At 74.5% G+C, this 25342-nt stretch carries 26 protein-coding genes; 9 read left to right on the top strand and 17 right to left on the bottom strand.

Annotated elements, in window-relative coordinates; genetic code table 11:
• Positions 1-48: 48 nt before the first annotated feature.
• From ACI79Y_RS04500 to yidD, 3 genes are all read left to right on the top strand, one after another.
• Positions 49-171, top strand: a complete 123-nt coding sequence (locus tag ACI79Y_RS04500) for a hypothetical protein (RefSeq protein WP_457084647.1) — start codon at positions 49-51, stop codon at positions 169-171.
• Positions 172-423: 252 nt separating this feature from the next.
• Positions 424-1278, top strand: coding sequence for an SDR family oxidoreductase (locus ACI79Y_RS04495; RefSeq protein WP_457157319.1), 855 nt, complete (start codon positions 424-426; stop codon positions 1276-1278).
• Between the two features lie 2 nt (positions 1279-1280).
• Positions 1281-1799 carry a membrane protein insertion efficiency factor YidD gene (gene yidD / locus ACI79Y_RS04490; protein ID WP_457157318.1) on the top strand — a complete coding sequence of 173 codons (519 nt, stop codon included), beginning with the start codon at positions 1281-1283 and terminating at the stop codon, positions 1797-1799.
• Positions 1800-1803: 4 nt separating this feature from the next.
• Here yidD and mmuM read toward each other — a convergent pair whose 3' ends face one another.
• From mmuM to ACI79Y_RS04475, 3 genes are all read right to left on the bottom strand, one after another.
• Entirely contained in the window at positions 1804-2709 is a 906-nt protein-coding gene (gene mmuM, locus ACI79Y_RS04485; protein ID WP_457157317.1) for a homocysteine S-methyltransferase, read from the bottom strand.
• On the bottom strand, positions 2706-3521 hold the full coding sequence (locus tag ACI79Y_RS04480) for a hypothetical protein (RefSeq protein WP_457157316.1): 816 nt from the start codon (positions 3519-3521) through the stop codon (positions 2706-2708). The genes mmuM and ACI79Y_RS04480 overlap by 4 nt, the downstream gene beginning before the upstream one ends.
• Positions 3522-3625: 104 nt before the next feature.
• Positions 3626-4243, bottom strand: a complete 618-nt coding sequence (locus ACI79Y_RS04475; RefSeq protein WP_457157315.1) for a hypothetical protein — start codon at positions 4241-4243, stop codon at positions 3626-3628.
• Positions 4244-4312: 69 nt separating this feature from the next.
• Between ACI79Y_RS04475 and arfB the strand changes: the two genes are divergently transcribed.
• Entirely contained in the window at positions 4313-4750 is a 438-nt protein-coding gene (arfB, locus tag ACI79Y_RS04470) for an alternative ribosome rescue aminoacyl-tRNA hydrolase ArfB (protein WP_457157314.1), read from the top strand.
• Positions 4751-4752: 2 nt separating this feature from the next.
• A complete protein-coding gene (locus tag ACI79Y_RS04465; protein WP_457157313.1) occupies positions 4753-5166 on the top strand; it encodes a hypothetical protein in 414 nt (137 codons plus the stop codon).
• Here the strand turns inward: ACI79Y_RS04465 and ACI79Y_RS04460 are convergent.
• On the bottom strand, positions 5163-5312 hold the full coding sequence (locus ACI79Y_RS04460; RefSeq protein ID WP_153362550.1) for a hypothetical protein: 150 nt from the start codon (positions 5310-5312) through the stop codon (positions 5163-5165). The genes ACI79Y_RS04465 and ACI79Y_RS04460 overlap by 4 nt on opposite strands.
• Before the next feature lie 202 nt (positions 5313-5514).
• Here ACI79Y_RS04460 and ACI79Y_RS04455 point away from each other — a divergent pair, with 202 nt between their 5' ends.
• Genes ACI79Y_RS04455 through ACI79Y_RS04445 form a run of 3 tightly spaced genes read left to right on the top strand, consistent with a single transcriptional unit; the run spans position 5515 to position 11092 of the window.
• Positions 5515-8121, top strand: a complete 2607-nt coding sequence (locus tag ACI79Y_RS04455; protein ID WP_457157312.1) for a molybdopterin oxidoreductase family protein — start codon at positions 5515-5517, stop codon at positions 8119-8121.
• Positions 8121-10682 (top strand): nitrite reductase large subunit NirB, encoded by a 2562-nt coding sequence (gene nirB, locus ACI79Y_RS04450; protein ID WP_457157311.1) that lies wholly within the window; start codon positions 8121-8123, stop codon positions 10680-10682. The genes ACI79Y_RS04455 and nirB overlap by 1 nt, the downstream gene beginning before the upstream one ends.
• Positions 10679-11092: a Rieske (2Fe-2S) protein gene (locus ACI79Y_RS04445; protein ID WP_457157310.1), complete on the top strand. Its 414-nt coding sequence runs from the start codon at positions 10679-10681 to the stop codon at positions 11090-11092. Before nirB ends, ACI79Y_RS04445 begins: the two co-directional genes overlap by 4 nt.
• Here ACI79Y_RS04445 and ACI79Y_RS04440 read toward each other — a convergent pair.
• From ACI79Y_RS04440 to tkt, 11 genes are all read right to left on the bottom strand, one after another.
• Complete coding sequence (locus ACI79Y_RS04440) at positions 11082-11297, bottom strand: hypothetical protein (protein WP_457157309.1); 216 nt, start codon at positions 11295-11297, stop codon at positions 11082-11084. The genes ACI79Y_RS04445 and ACI79Y_RS04440 overlap by 11 nt on opposite strands.
• 110 nt (positions 11298-11407) lie before the next feature.
• Positions 11408-11848, bottom strand: coding sequence for a hypothetical protein (locus tag ACI79Y_RS04435; RefSeq protein ID WP_457157308.1), 441 nt, complete (start codon positions 11846-11848; stop codon positions 11408-11410).
• Positions 11845-11985 carry a hypothetical protein gene (locus ACI79Y_RS04430; RefSeq protein ID WP_457157307.1) on the bottom strand — a complete coding sequence of 47 codons (141 nt, stop codon included), beginning with the start codon at positions 11983-11985 and terminating at the stop codon, positions 11845-11847. The genes ACI79Y_RS04435 and ACI79Y_RS04430 overlap by 4 nt, the downstream gene beginning before the upstream one ends.
• 1 nt (position 11986) lies before the next feature.
• Complete coding sequence (locus tag ACI79Y_RS04425) at positions 11987-13423, bottom strand: hypothetical protein (protein ID WP_457157306.1); 1437 nt, start codon at positions 13421-13423, stop codon at positions 11987-11989.
• On the bottom strand, positions 13423-13920 hold the full coding sequence (locus ACI79Y_RS04420; RefSeq protein WP_457157305.1) for a SigE family RNA polymerase sigma factor: 498 nt from the start codon (positions 13918-13920) through the stop codon (positions 13423-13425). Before ACI79Y_RS04420 ends, ACI79Y_RS04425 begins: the two co-directional genes overlap by 1 nt.
• A gap of 205 nt (positions 13921-14125) precedes the next feature.
• Positions 14126-14920: a hypothetical protein gene (locus ACI79Y_RS04415; RefSeq protein ID WP_457157304.1), complete on the bottom strand. Its 795-nt coding sequence runs from the start codon at positions 14918-14920 to the stop codon at positions 14126-14128.
• Between the two features lie 272 nt (positions 14921-15192).
• Positions 15193-16005 carry a 6-phosphogluconolactonase gene (gene pgl, locus ACI79Y_RS04410; protein ID WP_457157303.1) on the bottom strand — a complete coding sequence of 271 codons (813 nt, stop codon included), beginning with the start codon at positions 16003-16005 and terminating at the stop codon, positions 15193-15195.
• Complete coding sequence (locus ACI79Y_RS04405) at positions 16002-17222, bottom strand: glucose-6-phosphate dehydrogenase assembly protein OpcA (RefSeq protein WP_457157302.1); 1221 nt, start codon at positions 17220-17222, stop codon at positions 16002-16004. The genes pgl and ACI79Y_RS04405 overlap by 4 nt, the downstream gene beginning before the upstream one ends.
• Before the next feature lie 49 nt (positions 17223-17271).
• Positions 17272-18795 (bottom strand): glucose-6-phosphate dehydrogenase, encoded by a 1524-nt coding sequence (zwf, locus tag ACI79Y_RS04400; RefSeq protein ID WP_457157301.1) that lies wholly within the window; start codon positions 18793-18795, stop codon positions 17272-17274.
• Positions 18796-18914: 119 nt separating this feature from the next.
• Positions 18915-20021, bottom strand: a complete 1107-nt coding sequence (tal, locus tag ACI79Y_RS04395) for a transaldolase (protein ID WP_457157300.1) — start codon at positions 20019-20021, stop codon at positions 18915-18917.
• A 90-nt stretch (positions 20022-20111) separates the two neighbouring features.
• Positions 20112-22349, bottom strand: a complete 2238-nt coding sequence (gene tkt, locus ACI79Y_RS04390; RefSeq protein ID WP_457157299.1) for a transketolase — start codon at positions 22347-22349, stop codon at positions 20112-20114.
• Between the two features lie 322 nt (positions 22350-22671).
• On the opposite strand from tkt, the gene ACI79Y_RS04385 reads away from it, so the two are divergent.
• Positions 22672-23595 carry a heme o synthase gene (locus ACI79Y_RS04385; RefSeq protein ID WP_457157298.1) on the top strand — a complete coding sequence of 308 codons (924 nt, stop codon included), beginning with the start codon at positions 22672-22674 and terminating at the stop codon, positions 23593-23595.
• A 16-nt stretch (positions 23596-23611) separates the two neighbouring features.
• Here the strand turns inward: ACI79Y_RS04385 and ACI79Y_RS04380 are convergent, their stop codons facing one another.
• Complete coding sequence (locus ACI79Y_RS04380; protein WP_457157297.1) at positions 23612-24133, bottom strand: VanZ family protein; 522 nt, start codon at positions 24131-24133, stop codon at positions 23612-23614.
• A 101-nt stretch (positions 24134-24234) separates the two neighbouring features.
• Positions 24235-25176 carry a COX15/CtaA family protein gene (locus ACI79Y_RS04375; protein WP_457157296.1) on the bottom strand — a complete coding sequence of 314 codons (942 nt, stop codon included), beginning with the start codon at positions 25174-25176 and terminating at the stop codon, positions 24235-24237.
• Between the last annotated feature and the right edge of the window lie 166 nt (positions 25177-25342).

Raw genomic sequence — 25342 nt, 5'->3', positions numbered from 1 at the left:
GATGCGGGAGAGATGGTGAACAGCAGGTAAACGAAAGGTGGATGGGACATGCGCGAACGCTTCTGCCCGGAGTGCCGCTGGACGCTGGTGACCGACCGGGACGGCCGTCGCCGGCTCGAGATGCGCTGGGTGCCGCTCGGCGCGGAGACGCCGATGGCGCGCGCCGCCTGAGCGAACACCCGCAGGACGCCCCGGCCCGGGCGGTAGGAGGGGCGCGCACCGACGCGCGCCTCTCCCACCGCCCGGGTCGTGTGCTGTCCGGGCTCGGTCCGTCCGAACGTCCGGTTCAGGTGTGCAACCACCCGGTTCCGCCCGTGCTCGACCGGGTAGGCGGGAACCGACGTGGCACCAGGCCGGTTCTCGTGGGGGCCGGCTGTGTGAGCAGCGCGCACGGTGCCGCCCGATCCAGCAGGAGGAACCACCGTGTCTTCGCCCCGCCCCGAGTCCCTTCCCGAGCAGGAGCAGACCCCGCCGGGCACCCTCGGCGAGATGGACCCCAAGCCCGACCACGGTGAGGAGAGCTACACCGGGTCCGGCCGGCTCACCGGCAAGCGCGCGGTCATCACCGGCGGTGACAGCGGCATCGGCCGCGCCGTCGCGATCGCCTTCGCCCGGGAGGGCGCCGACGTCCTCATCGCCTACCTGAACGAGCACGAGGACGCGCAGGAGACGGCGAAGTACGTCGAGCAGGCCGGCCGGAAGTGCGTGCTGGTCCCCGGCGACCTCGCCGACCGCGCCCACCAGAAGACGATCATCCCCAAGGCCCTCGAGGAGCTCGGCGGGATCGACGTCCTGGTCAACAACGCCGCGTTCCAGATGACCCACCAGACGCTCGACGAGATCAGCGACGAGGAGTGGGACCACACCGTCGCGCTGAACCTGACTGCGATGTTCACCCTGTGCAAGGACGCGATCCCGCACATGCAGGCCGGCGCCTCGATCATCAACTCCTCGTCGGTGAACTCGGACATGCCCCGGCCCACGCTGGCGCCCTACGCGATGACGAAGGCCGGCATCGCGAACTTCACCGCCAGCCTGGCCCAGATGTACGGCGAGAAGGGCATCCGGGCGAACAGCGTGGCGCCCGGGCCGGTGTGGACCCCGTTGATCCCCTCGACGATGCCGGCGGAGCAGATCCCGAGCTTCGGTGGCACCCCGCTGGGGCGGCCCGCGCAGCCGGCCGAGCTGGCCCCCGTCTACGTGATGCTGGCCAGCGACGAGGCGAGCTACGTCTCCGGTGCGCGGATCGCCGTCACCGGCGGCAAGCCGATCCTGTAACGGTGGTCTTCGTCTGGGGCTGGGGCTGGGGCGGCGGCGGTCCGCGGCGGCGACGTGGTCGCTGGGGACCGCGCCGGGGATACGGCGGGTACGGCCCGGGCTACGGGCCGCCACCGGGCTACGGCGGTTACGGGCGCGGCTACGGGCCGGGTCACGGCGGCTACCGCCGGAACGACTCGTGCCTGCGTGACCTGCTGTTCCTCAACACCGGCTGCTGTCTGGCCAACGCCGTCGGCTGCGGGATGGACCTCCTCCTGGTCGCGCCCCGCACGCTGCGGCGCGTCCGGGCGGAGCGAGCCGGTGGGCCGGTGGCCGACCGGCTGGTCGCCGCCATCCGGCTCTACCAGCGTGAGATCAGCCCCCGCCGGCCACCGTGCTGCCACTTCACCCCGACCTGCTCCGCCTACGCCGTCGAGGCCCTGGAGCGACACGGGGCGCTGCACGGCAGCCGGCTGACCCTGCGGCGGCTGGTCCGCTGCCGGCCCGGCGGCGCGCGGGGCGCGGACCCGGTCCCGGCCTGAGGAGCTACCGGACGGCGTCGGCGATGGCGGCGACGTCGTCCGGGCGCACCCGGCAGCAGCCGCCCACCAGCCGGGCGCCGGCGGCGGTCCATGCCGTGACGTCGCCGACCCCGGGCTCCCCGGTCCACCGGCGGGCGCCGGCGTCCCAGCGCTCCCCGCTGTTGGGGTAGGCCACCACCGGCTTCCCGCTGGCCGCGCCCGCGACCCGCACGGCCGGGGCGACGCCGGCCGGGTCGGTGCAGTTGACCCCGACGGCGATCACCTGGGCGACGCCGCGGGTCATCGCCGCCACCTCGGCCACCGGCTCCCCGCGGCGGGTCCGCGGCACGCCGTCCGGGCCGGTCACGCTGGTCAGCGACAGCCAGGCCGGGACGTCGAGGGTCACCAGCTCGGCCAGCAACGCCTCCACCTCGACGGCGCCGGGCAGCGTCTCGACCGCCAGCACATCGGCCCCGGCCTCGGCCAGCAGGGCGAGCCGGGGCCGGTGGAACGCGCGGAGCTCCGCCCCGCGGACATCGTCGAGGTAGGCGCCGCTGTACTCCGACCCGTCGGCCAGGTACGCCCCGTACGGTCCGACCGACCCGGCCACCCAGCCGGTGCGCCCGGCCGCGGCGAGCCCTTCCCGGGCCAGCCCCACCGAGCTGGCGATCACGGCCCGCGCGCTCTCCGGGTCGATCCCGGCCGCGGTGAACCCGGGGAGCGTGGCCTGGTAGCTGGCGGTGGTCAGCACCTGGGCACCGGCGACTGCGAAGGCGGCGTGCGCGGCCACCACCGCGGCCGGGTCGTCGCGCAGCAGCCGGGCCGACCACAGCGCCGAGCCGACGTCGTGCCCGCGGGCCTCCAGCTCGGTGGACAGCCCGCCGTCGAGGACGACCGGGCCGGCGGCGAGCGCGGCGGCGAGGGAGGTCACGCCTCCGATGGTGCCCGGCGGGACCGCAGCAGCAGGCCCGGGGTGCGGCGGTCGGCCGCGACGAAGGCCACGGCCACGGCCAGCGGTGCGGCCCCGGCGATGCCGGTCACGGCGAGCACGTCGGCGAGGGTCGCGGTGGAGACCGGAGCGGAGGAGAGCAGCGCCCAGCCGAGCCCGGCCAGCGGCACGGTGACCAGGCCGGTGCCCAGTGCCAGCCGGACCCGCGCCGCGCGTCCGGCGCCGGCGGCGAGCACGCCGGCGAGCACGGCCGGCACCACCGGGACGAGGCAGCGGACGAGCAGGTCTGCGGGGCGCTCGGTGGAGGTCGAGTAGGACGCCAGCGACAGGACGGCGGTGGCCGACACCGCGGCCGAGCCGGCCAGCAGCCCCCACCACAGCCGCACCGCCCGAGCGTCGGGCAGCACCGATGCCGGGCGCACCAGCCGCGCGGACAGCAGGCAGATCGCGGCGCTGATCAGGAGGAAGGAGACCAGCGACTGCGGGACGTCGGACACCCCACCGCCGTCCCGGCCGGGCAGCTGCCAGGGCTGGCGACCGAGCAGGGCCAGCAGCACGGTCAGTCCGGTGAGCGCCAGCAGCAGTCCGGCCGGGTGCAGGACGCGGGGCGCGGACTCCGCGGCGGCCCGGGCGTCGAGGGCCTCGGCGCGGCGCAGGAGATCCGCCATCACCGGGTTCTCGGGCATCACCGGGTTCTCGGGCGTGGCCGGCCCGGCCGGGCGCTCGTCGTCGACCAGCGGTGCCACGGCGTTGCCGGTCACCAGGTGGAACCGCGGCGAGGCGTCCTGAGTCACCCCGTGAGCGTCACACTCGGTGACCGGGTCCGCGACCGGAACGGCAGGCCGTCACCGGACCGGGCGACACCGTCGTCACCGAACGGGTGCGGGCCCCCGCCGGCTCACCCGACCGGGGTGGCCCGGCCGTTCCTCGGCAGGGTGATCGCCAGCGCGATCAGCAGCGGGACCACACCGAACACCGCGGCCGAGTACAACGACCCGAGCAGCGCCTCCGCGAACTCGCTGTCGGCGTAGAGCGCCCACCCCAGGGCGAGCATCGGCAGGATCAGCACGCCCATCCCGATGGTGGCCCGGAGGTGGGCCCGGCGGCCCAGTGACCGGGCGGCCACGCCCATGAGCAGCACCGGCACGAAGGTGAACAGCCAGTCGAAGACCGGGATGACCGGGCCCTCGCCACCGCCCAGCGCCGCGAGGTAGAGGTCGTTCCAGCTCTGCGCGAGGGCGGCGACCACCGCCAGCCCCCACCAGGTCGTGGCCGCGGCGGAGGAACCGAGCGCCCAGGGGCGGGTGAGGGCGGCGGCGACGGCGAGGCAGACCAGCGCGGCGCCGACGACCAGGGCCAGCAGCGACGTCGGCACGTCGGCCACCTGCCAGCCGGACAGCGTCCGTCGCGGCGCCGGCCAGTCCAGCGACCCGACGACGCCGACGACGGCGGTCAGCAGCACGGCAGCGGCGGCGAGGGGGAGCGGTCCGGGGGCGTCGGTCCTGTCCGCTGTCATGGCAGGCAGCCTGGCAGGTCGGCCGAGAACCCGGTCGTGTGCCACGCGCCGAGCAGGGAGGATGGCCCCGTGCCCGGGGACGACGCCTTCGCTGACCTGCCGGTGACGGCGTCCCTCGTCGTCCCGGCGGGCCTGCTGTCGTGGCGGTTCTCCCGCTCGTCGGGGCCCGGCGGGCAGGGGGTGAACACCGCCGACTCGCGAGTGGAGCTGTCGGTGGCGCCGCTGGAGCTGCCGGGGCTGACCGACGCGCAGCGGGCACGGCTGGCCGACCGCCTCGGCACCCGGCTGGTCGACGGCGTGCTCACCGTCGCCGCGAGCGAGCACCGGCAGCAGCTGCGCAACCGGGAGGCCGCCCGCGAGCGCCTGGCCGCGGTGCTGCGCGCGGCCCTGGCGCCGCCCGCGCCGGCCCGGCGGAAGACCAAGCCCACCCGTGGCTCCAAGGAGCGGCGGATCACGGCCAAGAAGCAGCGGGGGGAGACCAAGCGCCTGCGCGGTCGGTGGGACTGAGGATGCCGGCCTGGTCGGGGGCGCCGAGGGGCGTCCGCGCCGGGGCGGTGGCCGGGGCGGTGTTGCTGGTCTTCGGCACGGTCGTGCACGTCGTCCACCTGATCGCCGCCGGGACGGCGGTCCACGCGGGTCAACCCGGGTGGCTGAGGCTGTACTTCGTCTCGCTGACCGTGCTCGACCCGCTGGCCGCCGTGCTGCTGTGGCGAGCACGGCGCGGCGGGCTGGTGCTGGCGGTGGCGGTGCTCGTCACCGATGCCGCCGCCAACGGCTGGGCCAACTACGCGCTGGACCCGACCGGTGGGGTGACCGTGGGCCGCGTCGGGCAGGCGCTGATCACCGTGATCGCGGTGGCGGCGCTGGCCTGGGCCCCCGTCGCATGGCGGCACACCCGTTCGACGTCCGCCGGGAGCTGCTAGCGCCGGCGGGCGACCCGCGTCCCGACCAGGACGCCCATCAGTGACCAGAAGGCGCCCACCCCCACCCCGGCCAGCACCACCCAGAACGGCACCCGCATCTCGTCGGTCGCCGTCGCCACCAGCCGCTCCTGCACGCTCGGTTCCATGGGCGCAGCCTGGCCGATGACGGGCCCCACGTCACCACCCGGGAGCTCGTGCTCTGCCCACCGGTGGTGAGCAGAGCACGAGCTCCGCCGGACCCCCTCCTGGCCGCCCGCACGGACCGCGTCGGGCGGGTGTGCGGACGACGGAACGCGAGCTTGACCTGAGCGCAGCCACCGGGAAACGGCCTCCGCGCACGCTCGGGATGTGTCCGCCGCCGTCTCGTTGCCCACGCCCGGTGTCGGCACGCGCACCACCGAGACCCACTGCCCCTACTGCTCGCTGCAGTGCGGGATCACCATGACCGCCGGCGACCGGCCCGCGACGCTGGTGCCGGCCGAATTCCCGGTCAACCGCGGCGGCCTGTGCTCCAAGGGCTGGTCGGCCGCCGAGCTGCTCGACCACCCCGAGCGGCTCACCCGCCCGCTGGTGCGCGCTGACCCCGCCGACCGCACGAGCCCGCTGGTCGAGACCAGCTGGGACGAGGCGCTGACCCGGGTGGTCGCCGCGATCCGCCGCACCCAGGCCGAGCACGGCCGCGACGCGGTGGGTTGCTTCGGTGGCGGGGGCCTGACCAACGAGCAGGCCTACCAGTTCGGCAAGTTCGCCCGGGTGGCCCTGCGCACCAGCGCCATCGACTACAACGGCCGGTTCTGCATGTCCTCCGCCGCCGGGGCGGCGACCCGGGCCTTCGGCCTGGACCGGGGCATGCCCTTCCCGGTCACCGACATCGCGGATGCCGACGTCGTCGTCCTGGTCGGCAGCAACCCGGCCGACACCATGCCGCCGGCGATGCAGTACTTCGACGCCGGCCGTGAGCGCGGGGCCGAGCACATCGTCATCGACCCGCGCCGCACCAACACCGCGAGGAACGCCGGCCTGCACGTCCAGCCGCTGCCGGGCACCGACCTGGCGCTGGCCAACGGACTGCTGCACATCGCGATCGCCGAGGGCCTGGTCGACACCGACTACGTCGCCGCCCGCACCACCGGCTTCGCCGAGGTCAAGGCCGGCGTCGCCGGGTACTGGCCGGACCGGGTGGAGCGGCTGACCGGCGTGCCGGTGCAGCAGCAGCGGCGGATCGTCTTCGCCCTGGCCAGGGGCCGACGCTCGATCATCCTCACCGCCCGCGGCGCCGAGCAGCACCGCAGCGGCACCGACACCGCCCAGGCCTGGATCAACCTCGCGCTGGCCCTCGGCCTGCCCGGCCGTCCGGGCAGCGGGTGGGGCACCGTCACCGGGCAGGGCAACGGGCAGGGTGGACGTGAGCACGGTCAGAAGGCCGACCAGCTGCCCGGCTACCGCAAGATCACCGATCCGGAGGCGCGCCGGCACGTCGCAGCCGTGTGGGGCGTCGAGCCCGACTCCATCCCGGAGCCGGGGAAGTCGGCGTTCGAGATGCTCGACTGCCTGGGCACCGAGGGCGGCGTCCGGGCTCTGCTGGTCCTGGCCTCCAACATCGCCGTCTCCGCTCCGGACGCCCGGCGGGTGGTCAGCCGGCTCGGCGACCTCGACTTCCTGGCCGTCAGCGACTTCTTCCTCTCCGAGACCGCCGAGCTCGCCGACGTGGTCCTGCCCAGTGCCATGTGGGCGGAGGAAGACGGCACGATGACGAACTTCGAGGGCCGGGTGATCCGCCGGCGGCGGGCGATGGACCCGCCCGGGGAGGTCCGCGACGACCTGCAGCTCCTGGCCGACCTCGCCGGCCGGCTGGGGGTCGGGCACCTGTTCAGCGGCGACGCCGAGACCGTCTTCGCCGAGCTGGGGCGGGCGAGCGCCGGCGGCGCCGCGGACTACTCCGGGATCAGCTACCGGCGCATCGACGAGGAGCAGGGCGTCTTCTGGCCGTGTCCCGCTCCGGAGCACCCGGGGACGCTCCAAACCGGAACGCCACACCCTGGAACCCCACGGCTGTTCACCGAGCGCTTCGCCACCCCGGACGGGCGGGCGCGGTTCTGGCGCGTGGAGCACGTCGATGCCCACGAGCGCCCCGACGCCGACTACCCCTACGTGCTCACCACCGGCCGGGTGCTGGCCCAGTACCAGTCGGGCACCCAGACCCGTCGTTCACGCACCCTGCGACTCGCCGCCCCCACCCCTCGGGTCGAGCTGCACCCGGATCTCGCCCGCACGCTCGGCATCGCGGCCGACGACGTCGTGGAGCTGTCCACCCGCCGAGGCCGGGCCCGCTTCCACGCGCTGCTCACCGACGCGATCCGGCCCGACGTCGTCTTCGCTCCCTTCCACTGGGGCGGGGGCTCGAACGTCAACGCACTCACCGACCCCGCTCTGGACCCCACCAGCAAGATGCCCGCCTTCAAGGTCTGCGCCGTCGCGGTCAGCCGCGTGGGCGGGCCCGAGGAACAGATCCCGCCACCGGTCGCGGCCAGCCAGCCGCAGCCCCGACCACACGAGCCAGCCCAGTCCCGTCAACCCCGTCAACCGACACGGAAGAGGACGGCCACCGTGAAGAGCACCAACCGCTTCCTGCAAGGCGTCTACCCGATCACCGGCGAGGGGCTGGCCAAGCCCGGCCCGCTCGATCCCGCCCTGCGCTACGAGGTGCCGCTGGGCAAGACCGCCCAAGCGCTGTACTTCCGCGGCGGCAACTCCACCGACGAGCTCGTCTACCTGCTGCTGGTACGCGACGGGCAGCCGATGCGCTGGTTCCCGATCGGGGCCAAGGGCGACGTCCACGTGCCGCTGCGGGTCGTCGAGGACCTCGACGGCGGCACCGTGGTGGAGCTGCACGTCGCCGCCCCCGAGGGCCTCACCGGCGACGTCGTCGTCGACCTCGGGCTGGTGGAGGTCTGATGGGCGGGCTGGGTCGGGAGATGGAGAAGGTCCTGGGCGGTCGCCCCGAGGGCGTGACCTCGCTGCACTTCGCGATGTCCGACGCCGACGGCGTCGACTCCCGGCAGCGGCTGGTCGTCGTCGGCAACGGCATGGCCGGCGCCCGGCTGGTCGAGGAGGTGCTCGAGCGCGGCGGCGGCGAGCAGTTCGCGATCACCGTCTTCGGTGAGGAGCCGCACGGCAACTACAACCGGATCATGCTGTCCCACGTGCTGGCCGGCGAGGAGCACGAGGACGACATCGTCCTCAACAGCCACGACTGGTACACCGACAACGGCATCACGCTGCGCGCCGGTGTCCGGGTCGAGCGCGTCGACACCCACGCCAAGCTCGTCTACGCCACCGACGGGACGGCGACCCCGTACGACCAGCTGGTCATCGCCACCGGCAGCCGCTCGTTCGTGCCGCCGATGGAGGGCATCCGCACCGCCGACGGCGCCCTGCTGCCCGGGGTCCTCGGTTTCCGCACCATCGACGACACCCGGTCGATGCTCGCCGCCGCCGCCGAGCACGAGAAGGCGGTCGTCGTCGGGGGTGGACTGCTCGGGCTGGAGGCCGCCCGGGCGCTGCAGGGTCACGGGCTGGCCGTGGAGGTGGTGCACGCGGGCACCCATCTGATGAACCAGCAGCTGGACCCCGACGGCGGCGCGATCCTCAAGCAGTCGGTGGAGGACCTCGGCATCGTCGTCCACCTGGCCACCCGCACCACCGCGGTCATCGGCACCGACCGGATCCGCGGGGTGGTGCTGGCCGACGGCCGGGCGATCGACGCCGACCTGCTGGTGCTCGCCGCCGGCATCCGCCCGGTCACCGAGGTCGCGCTGATGAGCGGGCTGGAGGTGGAGCGCGGCATCGTCGTCGACGACCAGCTGCGCACCGACGACCCCGACGTCTACGCGGTGGGGGAGTGTGCCCAGCACCGCGGCGAGGTCTACGGCCTGGTCGCCCCGGTGTGGGAGCAGGCCCGCGTGCTCGCCGACGTGCTCACCGGCACCGACCCGGACGCCGAGTACCACGGCTCCCGGACGGCGACGAAGCTCAAGGTCGCCGGGGTCGACGTCGCGACGATGGGGCTGAACCGGCCCGAGCGGGACACCGACGAGTTCCTGGTCATCTCCGAGCCGCGGCGCGGGGTGCACCTGTCGGTGGTTATCCGCGACGACACGCTGATCGGCGCGACCCTGCTCGGTGACACCCGCAAGGTCGCCTTCCTCACCCAGGCCTTCGACCGCGGCACCCCGCTGCCGGAGGAGCGGATCCGGTTGCTGGTCGACCTCTCCGACGGCGTCGCGGAGGCCGGTGTCGCCGAGCTGCCCGCGGAGTCCCAGGTCTGCAACTGCAACGGCGTGACCAAGCAGGCCATCTGCGACACCGTCGCCGGCGGGTGCTCCAGCGTCAGCGGGGTCATGGACGCCACCCGCGCCGGCAAGGGCTGCGGTTCGTGCAAGTCGCTGGTCAAGCAGATCGTGGAGTGGGCCGCCGACGGTGACGTCGTGGAGGACCCGACCGCCAGCTGGTACGTCCCGGGCATCCCGTTGGCCAAGCCGGCGCTGATGGCCGCCATCCGGGAGCAGGACCTGCGCAGTGTGTCGGCCGTCTTCGCCGCCCTCGCCCCCGGCGGCGCGGAGGACGCGAAGTCGAAGATGGGCCTGACCTCGCTGCTGCGGATGATCTGGGGCAGCGACTACGAGCAGGAGAACGACGCCAAGTTCATCAACGACCGGGTGCACGGCAACATCCAGCGGGACGGCACCTTCTCCGTCGTCCCGCAGATGAAGGGCGGGGTGACCACCGCGGCCCAGCTGCGGAAGATCGCCGACGTCGCCGAGAAGTACGAGGTGCCGATGATCAAGGTCACCGGCGGCCAGCGGATCGACCTGCTCGGCGTCCGCAAGGAGGACCTCCCCGACATGTGGGCCGACCTGGGCATGCCCTCGGGCTACGCCTACGGCAAGAGCTTCCGCACCGTGAAGACCTGCGTCGGTTCGGACTTCTGCCGGTTCGGCCTGGGTGACTCCACCCAGCTCGGCATCGACCTGGAGACCCGTTTCCAGGGCATCGAGAGCCCCGCCAAGATCAAGATGGCCGTCGTCGGGTGCCCGCGCAACTGCGCCGAGGCCTACGTGAAGGACGTCGGCGTCGTCGCGGTCGGCGACGGCAGGTGGGAGGTGTACGTCGGCGGGGCGGCCGGGGCGACCATCCGCAAGGGCGACCTGCTGGCCACCGTCGCCTCGCCCGAGGCGGTGATGGAGCTGAGCGGCCGTTTCCTGCAGTACTACCGGGAGAACGCCAACTGGCTCGAGCGCACCTACGACTTCGTGCCCCGCGTGGGGCTGGAGAAGATCAAGGCGGTGCTGCTGGAGGACAGCGAGGGGATCCTCGCCGACCTCGACGAGGGCCTCCAGCGCTCGATCGACGCCTACACCGACCCGTGGGCGCAGGACCGCGCCGAACCGGCCACCCCCGGGCAGTTCCGCACCGCGCTGCCGCTGATCGACCTGCCGAAGGTGCCGGTCCGATGAGCGTCACCCACTCCGACGCCCCGCAGGCACCCACGACCCCGGGCACCGACACCGGGACGCCGGCGACGGGGGTGACCGCGCCGGGCACCGAGGCGGCGCAGCAGGGCCGGGCGTTCGTCGTCGGCCGGGTCGAGGACGTGCCGCCGGGGGAGGGGCGGGCCTTCGTCGCCGGCGACGTCCAGGTGGCGGTGTTCCGGCTGCGCGACGGGTCGCTGCACGCCACCCAGGCCGCCTGCCCGCACGCGGGCGGCCCGCTGGCCGACGGGCAGACCGACGCCCGGGTGCTGGTCTGCCCGCTGCACCTGTACGCCTACCGGTGGAGCGACGGCGCCCCGACCAGCGGCGGCAACGCACCCGTGCGGATCTATCCGGTGCACGAGGCCGAGGGCGCCCTCGTCGTCACCGTGTAGCGCTGTCCCGTTCAGCGGCCTCGGGTGAGCCCGCGGCGCGCCGGCGCTGCGTGGCGATCCGGGTGGCCCAGCCGACGGTGAGCACGACCACGAGGACCCAGAACCGGGACCACGAGGTGAGCCAGACGACGAGCGCGCCCATGAGCACCAGCCCGGCGTTGAAGGCCAGGTCGACGGCCACGTCCCGCGCCCGGTACCGCCCCATCCCGGCATCAAAGGGTGCCCGGAGCTGGGGCGCAAGGCAGCGGCGTCGGCTCAGGGGTGCATCGCGCCCTCGAGCAGCTGGTCGACGGCCACGCCCGCTCGGCCTGACGTTCAGGGCGTCGGCACCTCGACGGTGGCCACCATCGGGCCGCCGCACTCCGCGCTGCCGCCGACCCGCTCGACGTGCAGGTCGGCCTCGACCTCGGCCAGCACCGACCCGTCCGGGGCGAGCACCGTGGCGACCGCCGAGCCGGGCATCGGCCCCCCGGGGACGGTCCAGTTCAGCGGCGTCGCCGTGCTCTCCTCACCGGCAGGCGGGTCGTCCCGCGTGATGCGTTCGCACGGCGTGGAGCAGTCGAGCTGCACCGAGCCCACCGGGTGCCCGGACCAGTCCCCGGTCAGCTCGACCCGGACCGAGGGCAGGTAGCCGATCGCCGGGCAGGCGGTCTGGGCGCCCGGGCCGCACCCGGCGAGCAGCCCGGCGAGCAGCCCGGCGAGCAGCCCGGCGAGCAGCCCGGCGAGCACCCCGAGGGCTGCCGCGCCGGCCTTCACGGCGCCTCCCCGCTGATCGGCAGCGGCGCCGGTGCCGGCCGCGGCCGGAGGGGACGGCGACGCAGGACGTTGCCGCGGGAACGCGCCTCCTCGGCCAACTGCCGGGCGGCGATCACCGACGCGGGCTCGGCGGCCACGTCAGTTGCCGCCCGCCGGGGTCGCGGCGATGGACTCCAGCCCGTCGAACCCCAGTGCTCCGGCGCTCCCGAGCGAGCGCCCCCTGCTGCGGAACTCCACGCTGCCCAGGTCCGCCGGCGGGGGCACGACGGCCACCCCGTCGACGAGTGGGACCTCCGTGACCAGGGCTCCGGAGTCGTCGAGCACCCGGGCGCTGTCGGCGACCGGGGGACCGACCAGGACCAGGCTCTCGACCGGTTCGGTCCCCTGCAGGAAGGGTGCGCTGCAGTGCAGCACGAACAGCTGCTCCGCCAGCGGGGCGCCGGCCTCGCGGAGGTCGCTGGCGCACCAGGTGCTGGCGACGACCCCGTCGTCGGACTCCGCTGCCAGCAACGCCTCCAGGTGGACCGCGCCCGAGGGCAGCGTCGCGCCGAGCAGGTGCACCTCGGCCGTCTCGGCGGTGGAGGCCGGCACCTCTCCGGCCCAGATCACGGTGAACTCGAGGTCCTCGGGCGGCAGCCCGGTGATCTCCAGGACGTGGTCGATCCCGCCGGTCAGCACCGGGTCGCGGTCCCCGGGTTCGCTCCGCAGCCAGGTGAGGGGGACGTCGTCCGCTGCCGAGACACCGACCGAGCGGGAGGCCGCGGGCATGGCGGTGGTCACCGCTGTCCCGTCGCGGGTGACCCGGTAGCGCAGCGCTTCGTCGTAGGTGCCCGCCGCAGGTGGCAGGACGAGCGCGGCCACGCCGTCGGAGACGTCGACCGGCTCGAAGCTGCGGTCGACGGCGCCGTCGGCGGCGACCTCGGGACGCCGGGACAGCGAGATGTCGTCTCCCGGCGCGGCCACCACCACGAGAGCGCCGGTGCCCGCGTCGGACAGCGCGACCGGGGTGCTGGCGTCGATGCCGCTGAGCAGCGACGCGGGCTGGAGCTCGGCGGCGTCGGCGCCGGCGGGGCCGGTGAACCAGGCCGTGGCCAGGCGGCCGTCGTCGTGCTCGGGGTCCTGCCCGGCCACCAGCGCCCAGCGCGCGCCGGCCACGTCATCGACCCAGACCACGTGCCGGGAGTCCAGCGGCGGGTCGACCTGCGCGGTCGGCGCGTTCGGGTCGTCGGCCTCGGTCCAGGTCAGCCGGCGCACACCGTCGACGAAGGCGGTGTCCTGGGCGAGCGCCCCGCGGGTGGGCCCGGAGAGGACGTCGACCCGGGCCGCTGCCGGCGCTCCCGCCGTGGCCGCGGCCGGGCCGGCCGCGGAGACCGGTGCGGCCGGCTGCCCGTCGAACACCAGCGGGGTCGCGACCACCACGGCGGCGACGGCTGCGGCCACCGCGGTCAGTGTGAGCGCCTGCCGTCGCTGGGTGCGGTGCCGGGCCACGACGGTGTCCGCCAGGCCCGGCTGCGCGGGTGGCGCGGTGCGGTCCGCCAGCCGGTGCAGCCGGTCGTGCAGGTCGGTGGGCTCCATCAGGCTCGCTCCTCCCCGAACGCGTACGCCGGCGGGCTCAGCAGTTCACGCAGCCGGGCCAGCCCGCGGGTGGTCTGGGTGTTGACGGTGCTGGCCGAACAGCCCATCGCCTCGGCGGCCTGCTGCTCGGACAGGTCGGCGTAGAAGCGCAGGACGACGGCGGTGCGCATGCGCGGGGGCAGGGCGCGAAGCGCGGCCCGCAGCTCCTCGTCGTCGTCCGGCGTGGGCGGGGCGGCCCGGTCGGGCAGCTGCTCGACCACCTGCTCGGTGGTCGACAGCCGCCGTCGCCAGCTCGTGTGGCTGGTCACCAGCACGCGCCGGACGTAGGCCGTGGGGTCGCCGGCACGGGTGATCCGCCCCCAGTGCCGGTAGCTCTTCAGCAACGCCGTCTGCACCAGGTCCTCCGCATGGCCTCGGTCCCCGGCCAGCAGGACGGCGAGCCGCAGCAGCGCTGCCTGCTCCCGGGACACGAAGTCCTCGAAGCTCAGCCCGTCCACCCGGTCTCCTCCCGCTGGTCGCTCACCCGTCTACACGCGGTGGGCGGCACGGCGGGCCCACAACGGCGGTCACGAAGCGGTCACGAATGTCGGGGACGACGCCGTCCTCCCGCACCAGTGCCTGCCCGCCCGCACCAATGCTGCTGCGGGGGGACAGGCGGTGATCAGGTGACCTGATCACTCCCGGGCATGCGCGGACCCGGCGTCAGGCGGGTGGGAGGTCGAGCTCGGTGAGCGCGGTGGCGACGTCCTCCTCGCGCACGAAGTCCAGCGCCAGCAGCCGGTGCACCAGCACCCCGCGCCGGGTCAGCCGCAGGTCGGCGGGGCGCAGCCGGGGTCGCACCGCCCCGGGCCGGGCGGCGGCGGGCGGCGGGTCGAGCAGGCCGGCGCGCTGCAGGTCGGCGACGTCCTCCCGGGCACCCCACGCCGTCCAGGCGCGCGGCTCGTCCTCCAGCGACCCCATCGGCAGCGGCGCGCGGTCCCGCCGGCCGACCGCGGCGAGGAGCACCAGTTGCCGCCAGCTGCACGAGTCGGCCAGCTGCAGCGCCCGGGTGGCGAGCGCGGGGTCGATGTCGGGGGAGACGGCGGTCTCGGCGAGCAGGTAGCCCAGGTGCCGGACCTGCCGCTCCTCGGGGGTGCGGCGCGCGGACTGCAGCACCGACTCGGCCAGCCGCTCGGCGGCGGACCGGGCGGCGACGGTGGCGGCGAAGAAGCCGTCCCGGCGGACGTGGCGGCCCTGCTGCCCACGGGTCACCGCCAGTTCGGCGGCGAAGGCGAGAGCGGCACCGGCGCGGGCGCGCTCCCACAGCAGCGGCAGGTCGGCCGCGCCGGTGGCGGCGTCCCGCAGGCAGGCGGCCAGCCGGTCGTCGAGACGGACGGCGCCGGGCCCGTCGCCGAACAGCAGCGCCGCGACCGCGTGGCTCATCGAGCCGGCCACCAGCTCCCCGGTCTCCACCAGCGACCGGGCGGGCGGCGTCTCGCCATCCAGGGAGTCCCTCACGCGGTGATCATCGCTGTCGGGCGCCGGTGGCGCACCTGCCGGAGGCGCCCGTCTCCCCACGCCGGGGCAGCGGGGGGGGGGGGGGGGGGGGGGGGCCCCCCCCCCCCCCCCCCCCCCCCCCCCCCCCCGCCCCACCGCGCCGCCCCCCCCCCCCCCCCCCCCCACAACCACCCCCCCCCCCCCCCCCCCCCCCCCCCCCCCCCACCCCCCAGCCCCGCGCCGCCGCCCCGCCCCCCCCCCCCCCCCCCCCCCCGGTGGTTCAGGACGGTCGCCTACCGGCGCGGGAGACGGCTCGCGGCGGCTTCGTCGAGCAGCCAGCGGGTCGCCCGCCTCCCGCGTGCCCCGGCCGCCGGGATCTCCAGCGGGGAGGCGCCGGACAGCGCCCGGGCGACGGCGTCGGCCTTGCCCTCGCCGCTGACCAGCAGCCAGACCTCCTCCGCGGAGCTGATCGCGGAGAAGCCCAGGCTCACCCGGGTCGGCGGCGGCTTCGGGCAGTCCCGGACGGCCACCACCGGCCGGTCGTCCCGGGCGGCGGGGGAGTCCGGGAAGATCGACGCGACGTGACCCTCGGGCCCCATGCCCAGCAGCAGCACGTCGAACCGGGGGAGCGTCGCGCCCTCGCCGGCCGCCTGGGCCAGCTGCTCGGCGTACCAGGCGGCGGCGTCCTCCGGCTCGTCGAACCCGGCATCGGACGACGGGATGGCGTGCACCCGCTCGGGCGGGATGCCGGCGGGCAGGACCAGGGTCCGCCGCGCGCCCAGCTCGTTCCTGTCGTCGGAGTCGGCCGGGACGAAGCGCTCATCGCCCCACCAGACGTCCACCGCGGTCCAGTCGACGACGGCGTGCTCGGGCTCGGCCACGAGGTCCGCCACCCGCTCGAGGACCGCGGTGCCGATCCCGCCGCCGGTCACCACCACCGACGCGGTGCCGTGCACGGCCTGGGCGGCGGCCAGCCGCGCGACGAGGGCGGAGGCCACGGACCGGGCCAGCCGGTCGGCGTCGGGCTCGACGACGACGTCCGGAGCGGGCAGCCCCTCGTCGTCCAGCGCCCGGTCGACCTGGTCCCCGGGGGATGCCTGGCTCATCGCCGTCCTGCCTCCTTCGCCGTCGGTGCACCGGCGGACTGCACGACCTGCTGCTCGTCGGAGTCGTCGCCGGGGGAGTCGTGCTCGCCGCTCTCGGCGATCTCGTCGGTGTCACCCGGGGTGTCCGGCACGGTGGGGGCGCCGGAGGCCGCCGTGTCCGAGGCGCCGGGCACCTCGTCCTCGGCGGAGTTGAGCTCCGCCTCGGCGGCCGCGGACGACTGCTCGGGGCGCATGGGGTCGAACCAGACGTGGTCGCGGCAGGCCGGCCGGTCGGAGAGCCCGGACAGCCCGGAGACCGCCTCCAGCGCTTCGCTGAAGGGCTCGTCGGGGTCGAGGCGACGCAGCTCCTCCCCGATCAGCTCGCCCAGCGAGCGGTCGGCCAGTGCGACGACGGCCTCGGGCCGGAACGGCTGGGTGATGACCGCCCCGCCCTTGCGGTCGTCCTCGATCCGCAGCTCCTCGTCCTGGTCCAGCCGCAGCGCGACCGCGTGCACCCCGGACGGCCCGGGGACCCGGGGGGTGGAGACCACGGGCACCTCGCAGCCGCACCGGGAGGACAGCCACCCGGCGATCAGCTGGGCAGTGGCGCTGGCCGGATCGCCCTCGACCTGGCCGCCGCGGACCCGCACCGCGTCGCCGCGCCGGCCGGCCACGGAGTCCAGCGTGGAGGCGAGCGTGGCCCGCCACGGGGTGCTCCGGGTCCACGCCAGGTCGGTGTCGCCGGGGGCGTAGTCGGCCGCGCGGTTGCGCAGCGCGGCCGCCGGGTCCTCGGCCAGGGCCGAGTCGGTGATCCGGCGGTCGGCGATGACCCCCAGTGCGTCGCGCTCGATGAGCTCCGGCGGCGCCTCGTGCCACCAGGTGACGACGGGCGCATCCGCGGCCAGCAGCGGCAGCACCACCGACTCGGCGTGCAGGCCCAGCCGGCCGTACATGCGCATCACGACCGCCTCACCCGGCCCGAGCCGCCCGCCGATGAGCACCTCGGCGTCCAGCCGGGGCACCGGGGCCTCCACCTGGCGGCGGACGACGATCAGCAGGCGGCAGGGGTGCGCCTCGGCGGCCGAGGCGGCGGCCTGCTCGGCCTCGGCGACCCGGCGTTCGTCGGCGACGACCACCAGGGTCAGCGCGACGCCGCTCATCACGGCGCCGCCGGTGCGGCGCTGGGCCGCCAGTTCCTTGACCACCGCGGATCCGGTGGTGTCCCACAGCGTGGTCACGAGGTCAGCTCCTCAGCTCGCGAGGGTGGGGGAGGGGCAGGGGTGCCGGTCACGGTCGGCGCCACGCCCGGCCTTCGGCCTCCAGCATCGCGTCGGCGGCCCGGGGGCCCCACTCGCCGGCCCGGTAGGAGTGCGGGGTGGTGCCGGCCCAGAAGGCCTCCAGCGGGTCGATGACCGCCCAGGAGGCCTCGACCTCGGCGTTGCGGGGGAAGAGCGTGGCGTCACCGAGGAGCACGTCCAGCAGCAGCCGCTCGTAGGCCTCGGGGCTGGCCTCGGTGAACTGCTCGCCGTAGAGGAAGTCCATCGCGACGTCGCGGACCTCCATCACGCTGCCCGGCACCTTGGACCCGAACTTCAGCGTGACGCCCTCGTCGGGCTGGACACGGATGACCAGCTGGTTGTGGCCCAGCTCCTCGGTGTCGGTAGGCGCGAAGGGCAGGTGTGGAGCGCGCCGGAAGGAGAGCGCGATCTCGGTGACCCGCCGCGGCAGGCGCTTGCCGGTCCGCAGGTAGAACGGAACCCCGGCCCAGCGACGGGTCTCGACGCCCAGGCGGACGGCGGCGTAGGTCTCGGTCGTCGACTCGGGGTCGACGCCCTCCTCCTGCTGGTAGCCCTTCGCGCGCTGGCCGGCGAGCCAGCCCTGCTCGTACTGGCCGCGGATGGCGAACCTCTCCATGTCGCCGTCGGCGGGGATGGAGATGGCGCGCAGCACCTTCAGCTTCTCGGTGCGGATCTCCTCGGCGGAGAACTCGACCGGCTCCTCCATCGCGGTCAGCGCCAGCAGCTGCAGGAGGTGGTTCTGCAGCACGTCGCGGGCGGCGCCGGTCTTCTCGTAGAACCCGGCGCGCCCGCCGATGCCGACGTCCTCGGCCATGGTGATCTGCACCGAGTCGACGTGGTGGCCGTTCCAGATGGGCTCGAACAGCGTGTTGGCGAAACGGAGGGCCAGCAGGTTCTGGACCGTCTCCTTGCCCAGGTAGTGGTCGATCCGGAAGACGTCGTCGGCGGTGAAGACCGAGTCGACCAGCGCGTTCAGCTCACGGCTGGAGGCCAGGTCGGTGCCGAACGGCTTCTCGACCACGACCCGGCGCCACCGCTCCGGCGTGCTCTCGGCCATGCCGGTGCGCTGCATCTGCTTGAGCACGACCGGGAACAGCGCGGGCGGGATCGACAGGTAGAACGCGGCGTTGCCGCCGATGCCGTGGCTGCCCTCCAGCTCGGCCAGGTTCTCGGCGAGCTCGTCGAAGGCGTTGTCGTCGTCGAAGGAGCCCTGGACGAAGCGGACGCTGTTGGCCAGCCGCTCCCAGACCTCCTCTCTCCAGGGGGTGCGGGCGTGCTCGCGGGCGGCCGAGCGGGCCAGCTCGGAGAACTCGACGTCGCCCCAGTCCCGCCGGGCGAAGCCCAGCAGGGCGAAGTTGGTGGGCAGCAGGCCACGGTTGGCCAGGTCGTAGACCGCCGGGAGGAGCTTCTTGCGCGAGAGGTCGCCGGTGATGCCGAAGACGACGAGAGCGCAGGGCTCGGGAACTCGGGGCAGCCGCCGGTCCCGCGGATCGCGCAGCGGGTTGGTGGACATCGTCTCCGTCCTCGGTCGCTGGGTGCCCGCCGTCCGGCCCGGGGGCCGGGCCGGACGGCGGCCGGGTGGTGCCGTGGTTCAGGTGGTGCGGTACGGGTGCGCCGGGGAGCGGCGCACCGTCACTTCTTGTCCTGCAGCTGCTCCTGCACGGAGCCGGTCAGCTCGTCCCACGCGTCGACGAACTTCTGCACGGCCTCGTCCTCGAGGACGCGGAAGACGTCGTCGAGGTCGACGCCGGCGTCGGCGACGGACTGCATGACCTTCGCGGCGTCCGCGTAGGACGACTGCACCGGGGTGCCGGGCTGGCCGTGGTCGGCGTAGGCCTGCATCGTCTTCTCCGGCATCGTGTTGACCGTGTCCGGGGCGATCAGCTCGGACAGGTACAGCGTGTCGGAGTACTCCGGGTTCTTGACCCCGGTCGACGCCCAGAGCGGACGCTGCTTGCTGGCGCCCTTGGCCTCCAGCGCCTTCCAGCGGTCGGAGGAGAACACCTCCTCGTAGGCCTGGTAGGCCAGCTGGGCGTTGGCCACGCCGGCCTTGCCCTTGAGCGAGGGGTCGGCGCCCGAGGCGTCCAGCCGCTTGTCGATCTCGGTGTCCACCCGGGACACGAAGAACGACGCCACGGACTCGATGCCCTCGAACGAGGCGTTCGGGTCGTTGGCGAGCCGCTGCTCGAGGCCGGTGAGGTAGGCGTCCATCACGGCCTTGTAGCGGTCGATGCTGAAGATCAGGGTCACGTTGACGCTGATGCCCCGGGCGATCGAGGTGGTGATCGCCGGGAGGCTCGCCATCGTGGCCGGGATCTTGATGAACAGGTTCGGCCGGTCGACGAGCCACCACAGGTGGGCGGCCTCGGCGGCGGTGGCGTCCTCGTCGTGCGCCAGGCCCGGCGCGACCTCGAGGGAGACCCGGCCGTCGCGGCCGGTCCGGGCCGCGACCGGCGCGAGCAGGTCGCAGGCGTCCCGGACGTCGGCGGCGGTGATGGTGCGCAGCGCCTCCTCGACGCTGACCTTGCGGACGGCCAGCGCGTGCAGCTGGTCGTCGTAGGACGACGAGCCGCTGATGGCCGCGGCGAAGATCGACGGGTTGGTGGTGACCCCGACGACGCTGTGCTCGTCGACCAGCTGCTGGAGGTTGCCGCTGCGGATGCGGTCGCGCGAGAGGTCGTCGAGCCAGACGGCGACCCCCGACTTCGACAGCTGTGCCAGGTTCTCGTTCTGGGCCATGTCATGCCCTCCTGTCGGTGTGGTTGTCGCCCCGCTGCAGGGCCCCGCCGCGAGCGTGCGAGTGGTGGGGCCCTGCAGCGAGGTCCTTCATCAGTGGTCGGCGGTGGCGTCGGAGCCGAAGACCCCGCCGCGGGAGACGCCGGCACCGCTGGGGGGAGTGGCGCCGGAGGCCGCGGCCTCGATGCTCTCCTGGGCAGCCGCGACGACGGCGTCCTCGGTCAGCCCGAACTCCTCGTAGAGCTTCGAGTAGGACGCGCTGGCGCCGTAGTGGTTGAGGCCGACGATCCGGCCGGCGTCGCCGACGAACTCGCGCCACCCCATGGGGACGCCGGCCTCGACGCTGACCCGCGCCTTGACCGACGGGGGGAGCACCTCGAGGCGGTAGGCCTCGTCCTGCTCGGCGAACCACTCCCAGCAGGGCAGCGAGACGACCCGGGTCGGGACGCCGGCGGCCTCGAGCTGCTCGCGGGCGGCGACGGCGATCTGCACCTCGGAGCCGGTGCCCATGAGGATCACCTCAGGGGCGCCGTTGGACGCCTCGGCGAGCACGTAGCCGCCCTTGGCGACGCCCTCGGCCGAGCCGAACTCGGTCCGGTCGAACACCGGCAGGTTCTGCCGGGACAGCGCCAGCCCGGCCGGCCGGTCGTTGTTCTCCAGGATCGTCCGCCAGGCGACGGCGGTCTCGTTGGCGTCGGCGGGCCGGACGAAGTCCAGCCCGGGGATCGCCCGCAGCGCGGCGTAGTGCTCGATCGGCTGGTGCGTCGGGCCGTCCTCGCCCAGGCCGATGGAGTCGTGCGTCCACACGTAGGTGACCGGCAGCTGCATCAGCGCCGCCAGCCGCACGGCGCCGCGCATGTAGTCGGAGAAGGTGAGGAACGTGCCGCCGTAGACGCGGGTGCCGCCGTGCAGCGCGATGCCGTTCATGACCGCGCCCATGGCGTGCTCGCGGACGCCGAAGTGGAGGGTGCGGCCGAAGGGGCCACCGGTCCACATCTTGGTCTGCCGGTTCGCGGGCAGGAACGACGGCTCGCCCTTGACCGCGGTGTTGTTGCTCTCCGCCAGGTCGGCCGAGCCGCCCCACAGCTCGGGGAGCTCGGGGTACAGCGCGGCGAGGACCTCGCCGGAGGCCTTGCGGGTGGCGACGCCCTTGGGGTCGGCGTCCCAGGTCGGCAGGTTCGCGGCCCAGCCCTCGGGGAGGGTGCGGGTGGTCATCCGCTCCAGCAGGGCCCAGCCCTCGGGGTTGGCCTGCTGCCACGCGTCGAACTCCGACTGCCAGGCGCGGTGCGCCTCCTGGCCCCGGGTGACGGCCTTGCGGGTGTGCTCGATGACCTCGGGCGTGACCTCGAAGGTCTGCTCCGGGTCGAAGCCGAGGATCTGCTTGGTGGCCTTGACCTCGTCCTCGCCCAGCGCCGAGCCGTGCACCGCGCCGGTGTTCTGCTTGTTGGGCGAGGGCCAGCCGATGACGGTGCGCAGCACGATCAGCGACGGGCGGGTGGTCTCGGCCTTGGCGGCGGCGAAGGCGGCGTCCATGGCGGCGAGGTCCTCGCCGTCGTCCACGTGCTGGACGTGCCAGCCGTAGGCCTCGTAGCGCTTGCCGACGTCCTCGGTGAAGGCGACGGTGGTGTCGTCCTCGATGGAGATCTTGTTGTCGTCGTAGACGAGGACCAGGTTGCCCAGCTGCTGGGTGCCGGCCAGCGACGACGCCTCGGCGCTGACGCCCTCCTCCAGGTCGCCGTCGGAGGCGAAGGCCCAGATGGTGTGGTCGAACAGGCTCTCGCCCTCGGGGGTCTCCGGGTCGAACATGCCCCGCTCGCGGCGGGCCGCCATCGCCATGCCGACGGCGTTGCCCACGCCCTGGCCCAGCGGGCCGGTGGTGGTCTCGACGCCGGCGGTGTGGCCGACCTCGGGGTGGCCGGGGGTCTTGGAGCCCCAGGTGCGCAGCGCCTTGAGGTCGTCGAGCTCCAGGCCGTAGCCGGCCAGGTAGAGCTGCACGTACAGGGTCAGGCTCGAGTGGCCCATGGAGAGCACGAACCGGTCGCGGGCGACCCAGTTCGGGTCGCTGGGGTCGTGCTTGAGCCACTTCTGGAACAGCAGGTACGCGGTGGGCGCCATGCTCATCGCGGTGCCGGGGTGGCCGTTGCCGACCTTCTGCACCGCGTCCATCGCCAGCACGCGGGCGGTGTCGATGGCCTTGCGGTCCAGCTCGCCGAAGCCCTCGGGCAGCGTCGGCCGGGGCTGACGCGGCGAGCCGGTGGCGGTGTCGGTGGCGGCCTCGGGCGACGCCTCGGGGCGGGTGGCTTCCGTCGAAGAAGAGTTGTCAGTGCTCATGTGGCGCTCGGTGCTCCCTCGGGGTAGGTCGATGTCGGGCCGCCCGGGGGCGCGGGGACCCACCCACCCCGGGCGGACGACGGTGCGCACCACGGCCGCCCCGGTCGGGCGCGGTCGGAAGTCGGGAGCGGTGGGTGCGCCGGCGTCCTCGACGACCGCCCTACCCGCTCTACGCGCAGAGTCAACGTGATCAAACCCTAGTGGTGCCCGGCCATTTCCACCGGGCGGCCCCGGCTACAGTGTTCGAGCAACCCATTCCCCCTGCGGAGAAGGACCTCGTGGTGGCCTGCTGCCCGCGCGACGCCGCGCTCCTGGGCCCCCGGTGACGGCGATCGCCGACCGCGCCGTGAGCCGAACCCGGACGGTGCGTCCGCTCCGGTCGACGGTGGCCGCCTACGTGTCGCTGACCAAGCCGAAGCTCGTCGAGCTGCTGCTGGTCACCACGCTGCCGGCGATGATGCTCGCGGCCGGGGGCTGGCCGGGCACCGGTCTGGTCCTGGCCACCCTGGTCGGCGGCATGTTGGCCGCCGGGGCGGCCAACACGGTCAACTGCTGGTACGACCGCGACATCGACCGGCTGATGTCCCGCACCCGGGACCGGCCGATCCCCAGCGGGGTCATCGCACCCCGCAACGCGCTGTGGTTCGGGGTCCTGCTCGCCTGGGTCTCCCTGGTGCTGCTCGGGCTCTTCACCACGCCGCTGGCCACGGCCCTCGCGGCGGCCGCGGTGCTGGCCTACTCGGTGCTGTACACGATGGTGCTCAAGCGCCGTACCCGGCACAACACGGTGTTCGGCGGCCTGCCGGGCGCGGCGCCGGTGCTGATCGGCTGGGCTGCCGTCACCGGATCGCTGGACTGGCCGGCCTTCGTGTTCTTCGGCATCGTCTTCTGCTGGCAGATGCCGCACTTCTGGGCGCTGGCCAGCCGGTTCCGGTTCGACTACTTCCGGGCCGGGGTGCCCATGCTCTCGGTGGTGGCCGGTCCGGTCACCGTCGGGCGCCAGTCGGTCGCCTGGGCCTGGGGCACGCTGACCACCTCGCTGCTGATGGTGCCGGTGACGCCGCAGCTGGGCTGGATCACCGGCATCGCCACCCTCGGCCTGGGCGCCTGGTACGTCGTGGAGTCGCACGCCTGGCTGCGGCGGATCAAGGCAGGCGTGCCCGACCGCCCGATGCGGCTCTTCTCGGTGTCGATCACCTACATGACGCTGCTGTCGATCGCCCTGGTGGCCGACGTCCTCGTCTAGCGGCCCGGGCGGGAGCTCACCCCCGCGAGGCCGGCTCGCGGTCGGTGCGGCGACGGTCGGCCAGGGCGATGGTCCCGACGGCCAGCAGGACGCCGCAGACGGCACCTGCGGTGTTCATCGTCCAGTCGGTGGTGTCGCAGGCCCGCCCGAGGACCGGCACGACGGCCTGCACCGCCTCGATCAGCGCCGAGGCGACTGTCGCGACGGTGAGCACCAGCAGCGGACGGCGGCTGAGCAGCGTGCCGACGAAGGCCGGCGGGAGGAACAGTGCGAGGTTGGCCAGGAGTTCCACGCTGCCCAGGGTCGGCAGGGAGAACTGGACCGTGCAGCGGACGTCGTCCGCCCGCGAGGCTCCTGCGGGGACCAGTGTCAGCGCCACCACCGGCAGCAGGGACAGCCCGAGCAGCGTGCCGAGAACCCGGGTACCGGCGCGTCGGCTGCGCAGCAGCGCGGAGCCGATGAGCACGCAGCCCAGCGCGACCCCCAGCAACGCGACCGGCACGAGCGCAGCGTGGTCGATCAGCACGTCGGTGATCACCGGAGCATCCGGATCAGGGCGTCAGGTGGCACGCCGGTGACCCTGTCACGGGCGGACCGGACGGGGTGGCTGCCCGGCCGGGTGCGCCGGGACCGGCCTCCTCAGCGGGCAGCGGTGGTGGTGAGCGGGGCCTCGGCGACCGGCAGCTCGGAGGCCGGCCCACGTACCGACCAGACCAGTCGCGCCGTGTAGACGGTGACCAGCACCGCGCCGGCCATGTGCAGCAGCACCAGCACCGCCGGCAGGTGGGTGAAGTACTGGGCGTACCCGACGACGCCCTGGAGCAGCTCGACGATCAGCAGGTCCCGGACGGCGCGGCGCACCCGGGCGGGGGCGTCGGTGGCGTGCAGGCCCACCAGGAGCGCCACGGTCAGCCCGATGAGCAGGAAGACGACGTCGGCGTGCAGCTGGCTCATCAGCTCCGGGTCGAAGCCGGTGCGCCCGGCCTCCGGGTCGCCGCTGTGCGGGCCGCTGCCGGTGACGACCGTGCCGAACACCTGCACCGCGGCGACGGTGACCGCGAGCCCGGTGGTCAGCAGCGCGAACGGGCGGCGGACCAGCAGCTGGCCCACCCCCGGCTCGCGGGAACGCAGCCACAGGATCGTCGCGAGTGCCACCAGGACCATCGACAGCAGGAAGTGGGCGGCTACCGTCCACGGGTTGAGGCCGGTGAGCACGGTGACCCCGCCCAGCAGCGCCTGCGCCGGGATGCCCAGGAAGCTCAGCACCGCCAGCCGCCGCAGGTCGTGGCGGGGCGATCGGAAGACGGCCACCACGGTGGCGATCGCCACCGCGGCCAGCACGAAGGTGAGCAGGCGGTTGCCGAACTCGATCAACCCGTGGCCGGCGAGCTCCGGCGTCGCCACGAAGCTCTCGTCGGTGCACCGCGGCCAGGTGGGGCAGCCCAGCCCCGAGCCGGTCAGGCGGACGGCGCCGCCGGTGACGACGATCAGCCCGTTCGCCACCACGTTGGCCAGTGCGATGCGGGACACGGTCGAGGGGCGCACCGCGGCCGAGCGGACCGAGGCGGGAAGAACGGACACGCCGCCGATGCTATCCACTGCGGTGCCCCCACCGGCCCGGCCGAACGGCCCCCCGGTGCCCGCTCCGGCCCCGCCACCCCGGCCGACCGCTGATCAGGCCGTCGAGGTGCAGAGCGCCCGGAGCGGGTAGGTGAGCACCGCCACATCGACACGAGAGGCGGCCATC

This window comes from Modestobacter sp. SYSU DS0875, from assembly GCF_054050915.1.
Note: the sequence above shows the minus strand (reverse complement) of the source record. Positions and strands in the feature narration are given on the sequence as shown.

Excerpts from the sequence above, each read along its gene's own strand:
- ACI79Y_RS04465 (WP_457157313.1), top strand. The coding sequence starts at position 4,753 with ATGCCGGCCTGGTCGGGGGCGCCGAGGGGCGTCCGCGCCGGGGCGGTG.
- ACI79Y_RS04475 (WP_457157315.1), bottom strand. The coding sequence starts at position 4,243 with ATGACAGCGGACAGGACCGACGCCCCCGGACCGCTCCCCCTCGCCGCC.
- zwf (WP_457157301.1), bottom strand. The coding sequence starts at position 18,795 with ATGTCCACCAACCCGCTGCGCGATCCGCGGGACCGGCGGCTGCCCCGA.
- ACI79Y_RS04460 (WP_153362550.1), bottom strand. The coding sequence starts at position 5,312 with ATGGAACCGAGCGTGCAGGAGCGGCTGGTGGCGACGGCGACCGACGAG.
- tal (WP_457157300.1), bottom strand. The coding sequence starts at position 20,021 with ATGGCCCAGAACGAGAACCTGGCACAGCTGTCGAAGTCGGGGGTCGCC.
- pgl (WP_457157303.1), bottom strand. The coding sequence starts at position 16,005 with ATGAGCCAGGCATCCCCCGGGGACCAGGTCGACCGGGCGCTGGACGAC.
- nirB (WP_457157311.1), top strand. The coding sequence starts at position 8,121 with ATGGGCGGGCTGGGTCGGGAGATGGAGAAGGTCCTGGGCGGTCGCCCC.
- ACI79Y_RS04500 (WP_457084647.1), top strand. The coding sequence starts at position 49 with ATGCGCGAACGCTTCTGCCCGGAGTGCCGCTGGACGCTGGTGACCGAC.
- tkt (WP_457157299.1), bottom strand. The coding sequence starts at position 22,349 with ATGAGCACTGACAACTCTTCTTCGACGGAAGCCACCCGCCCCGAGGCG.
- ACI79Y_RS04445 (WP_457157310.1), top strand. The coding sequence starts at position 10,679 with ATGAGCGTCACCCACTCCGACGCCCCGCAGGCACCCACGACCCCGGGC.
- ACI79Y_RS04440 (WP_457157309.1), bottom strand. The coding sequence starts at position 11,297 with ATGGGGCGGTACCGGGCGCGGGACGTGGCCGTCGACCTGGCCTTCAAC.
- ACI79Y_RS04425 (WP_457157306.1), bottom strand. The coding sequence starts at position 13,423 with ATGGAGCCCACCGACCTGCACGACCGGCTGCACCGGCTGGCGGACCGC.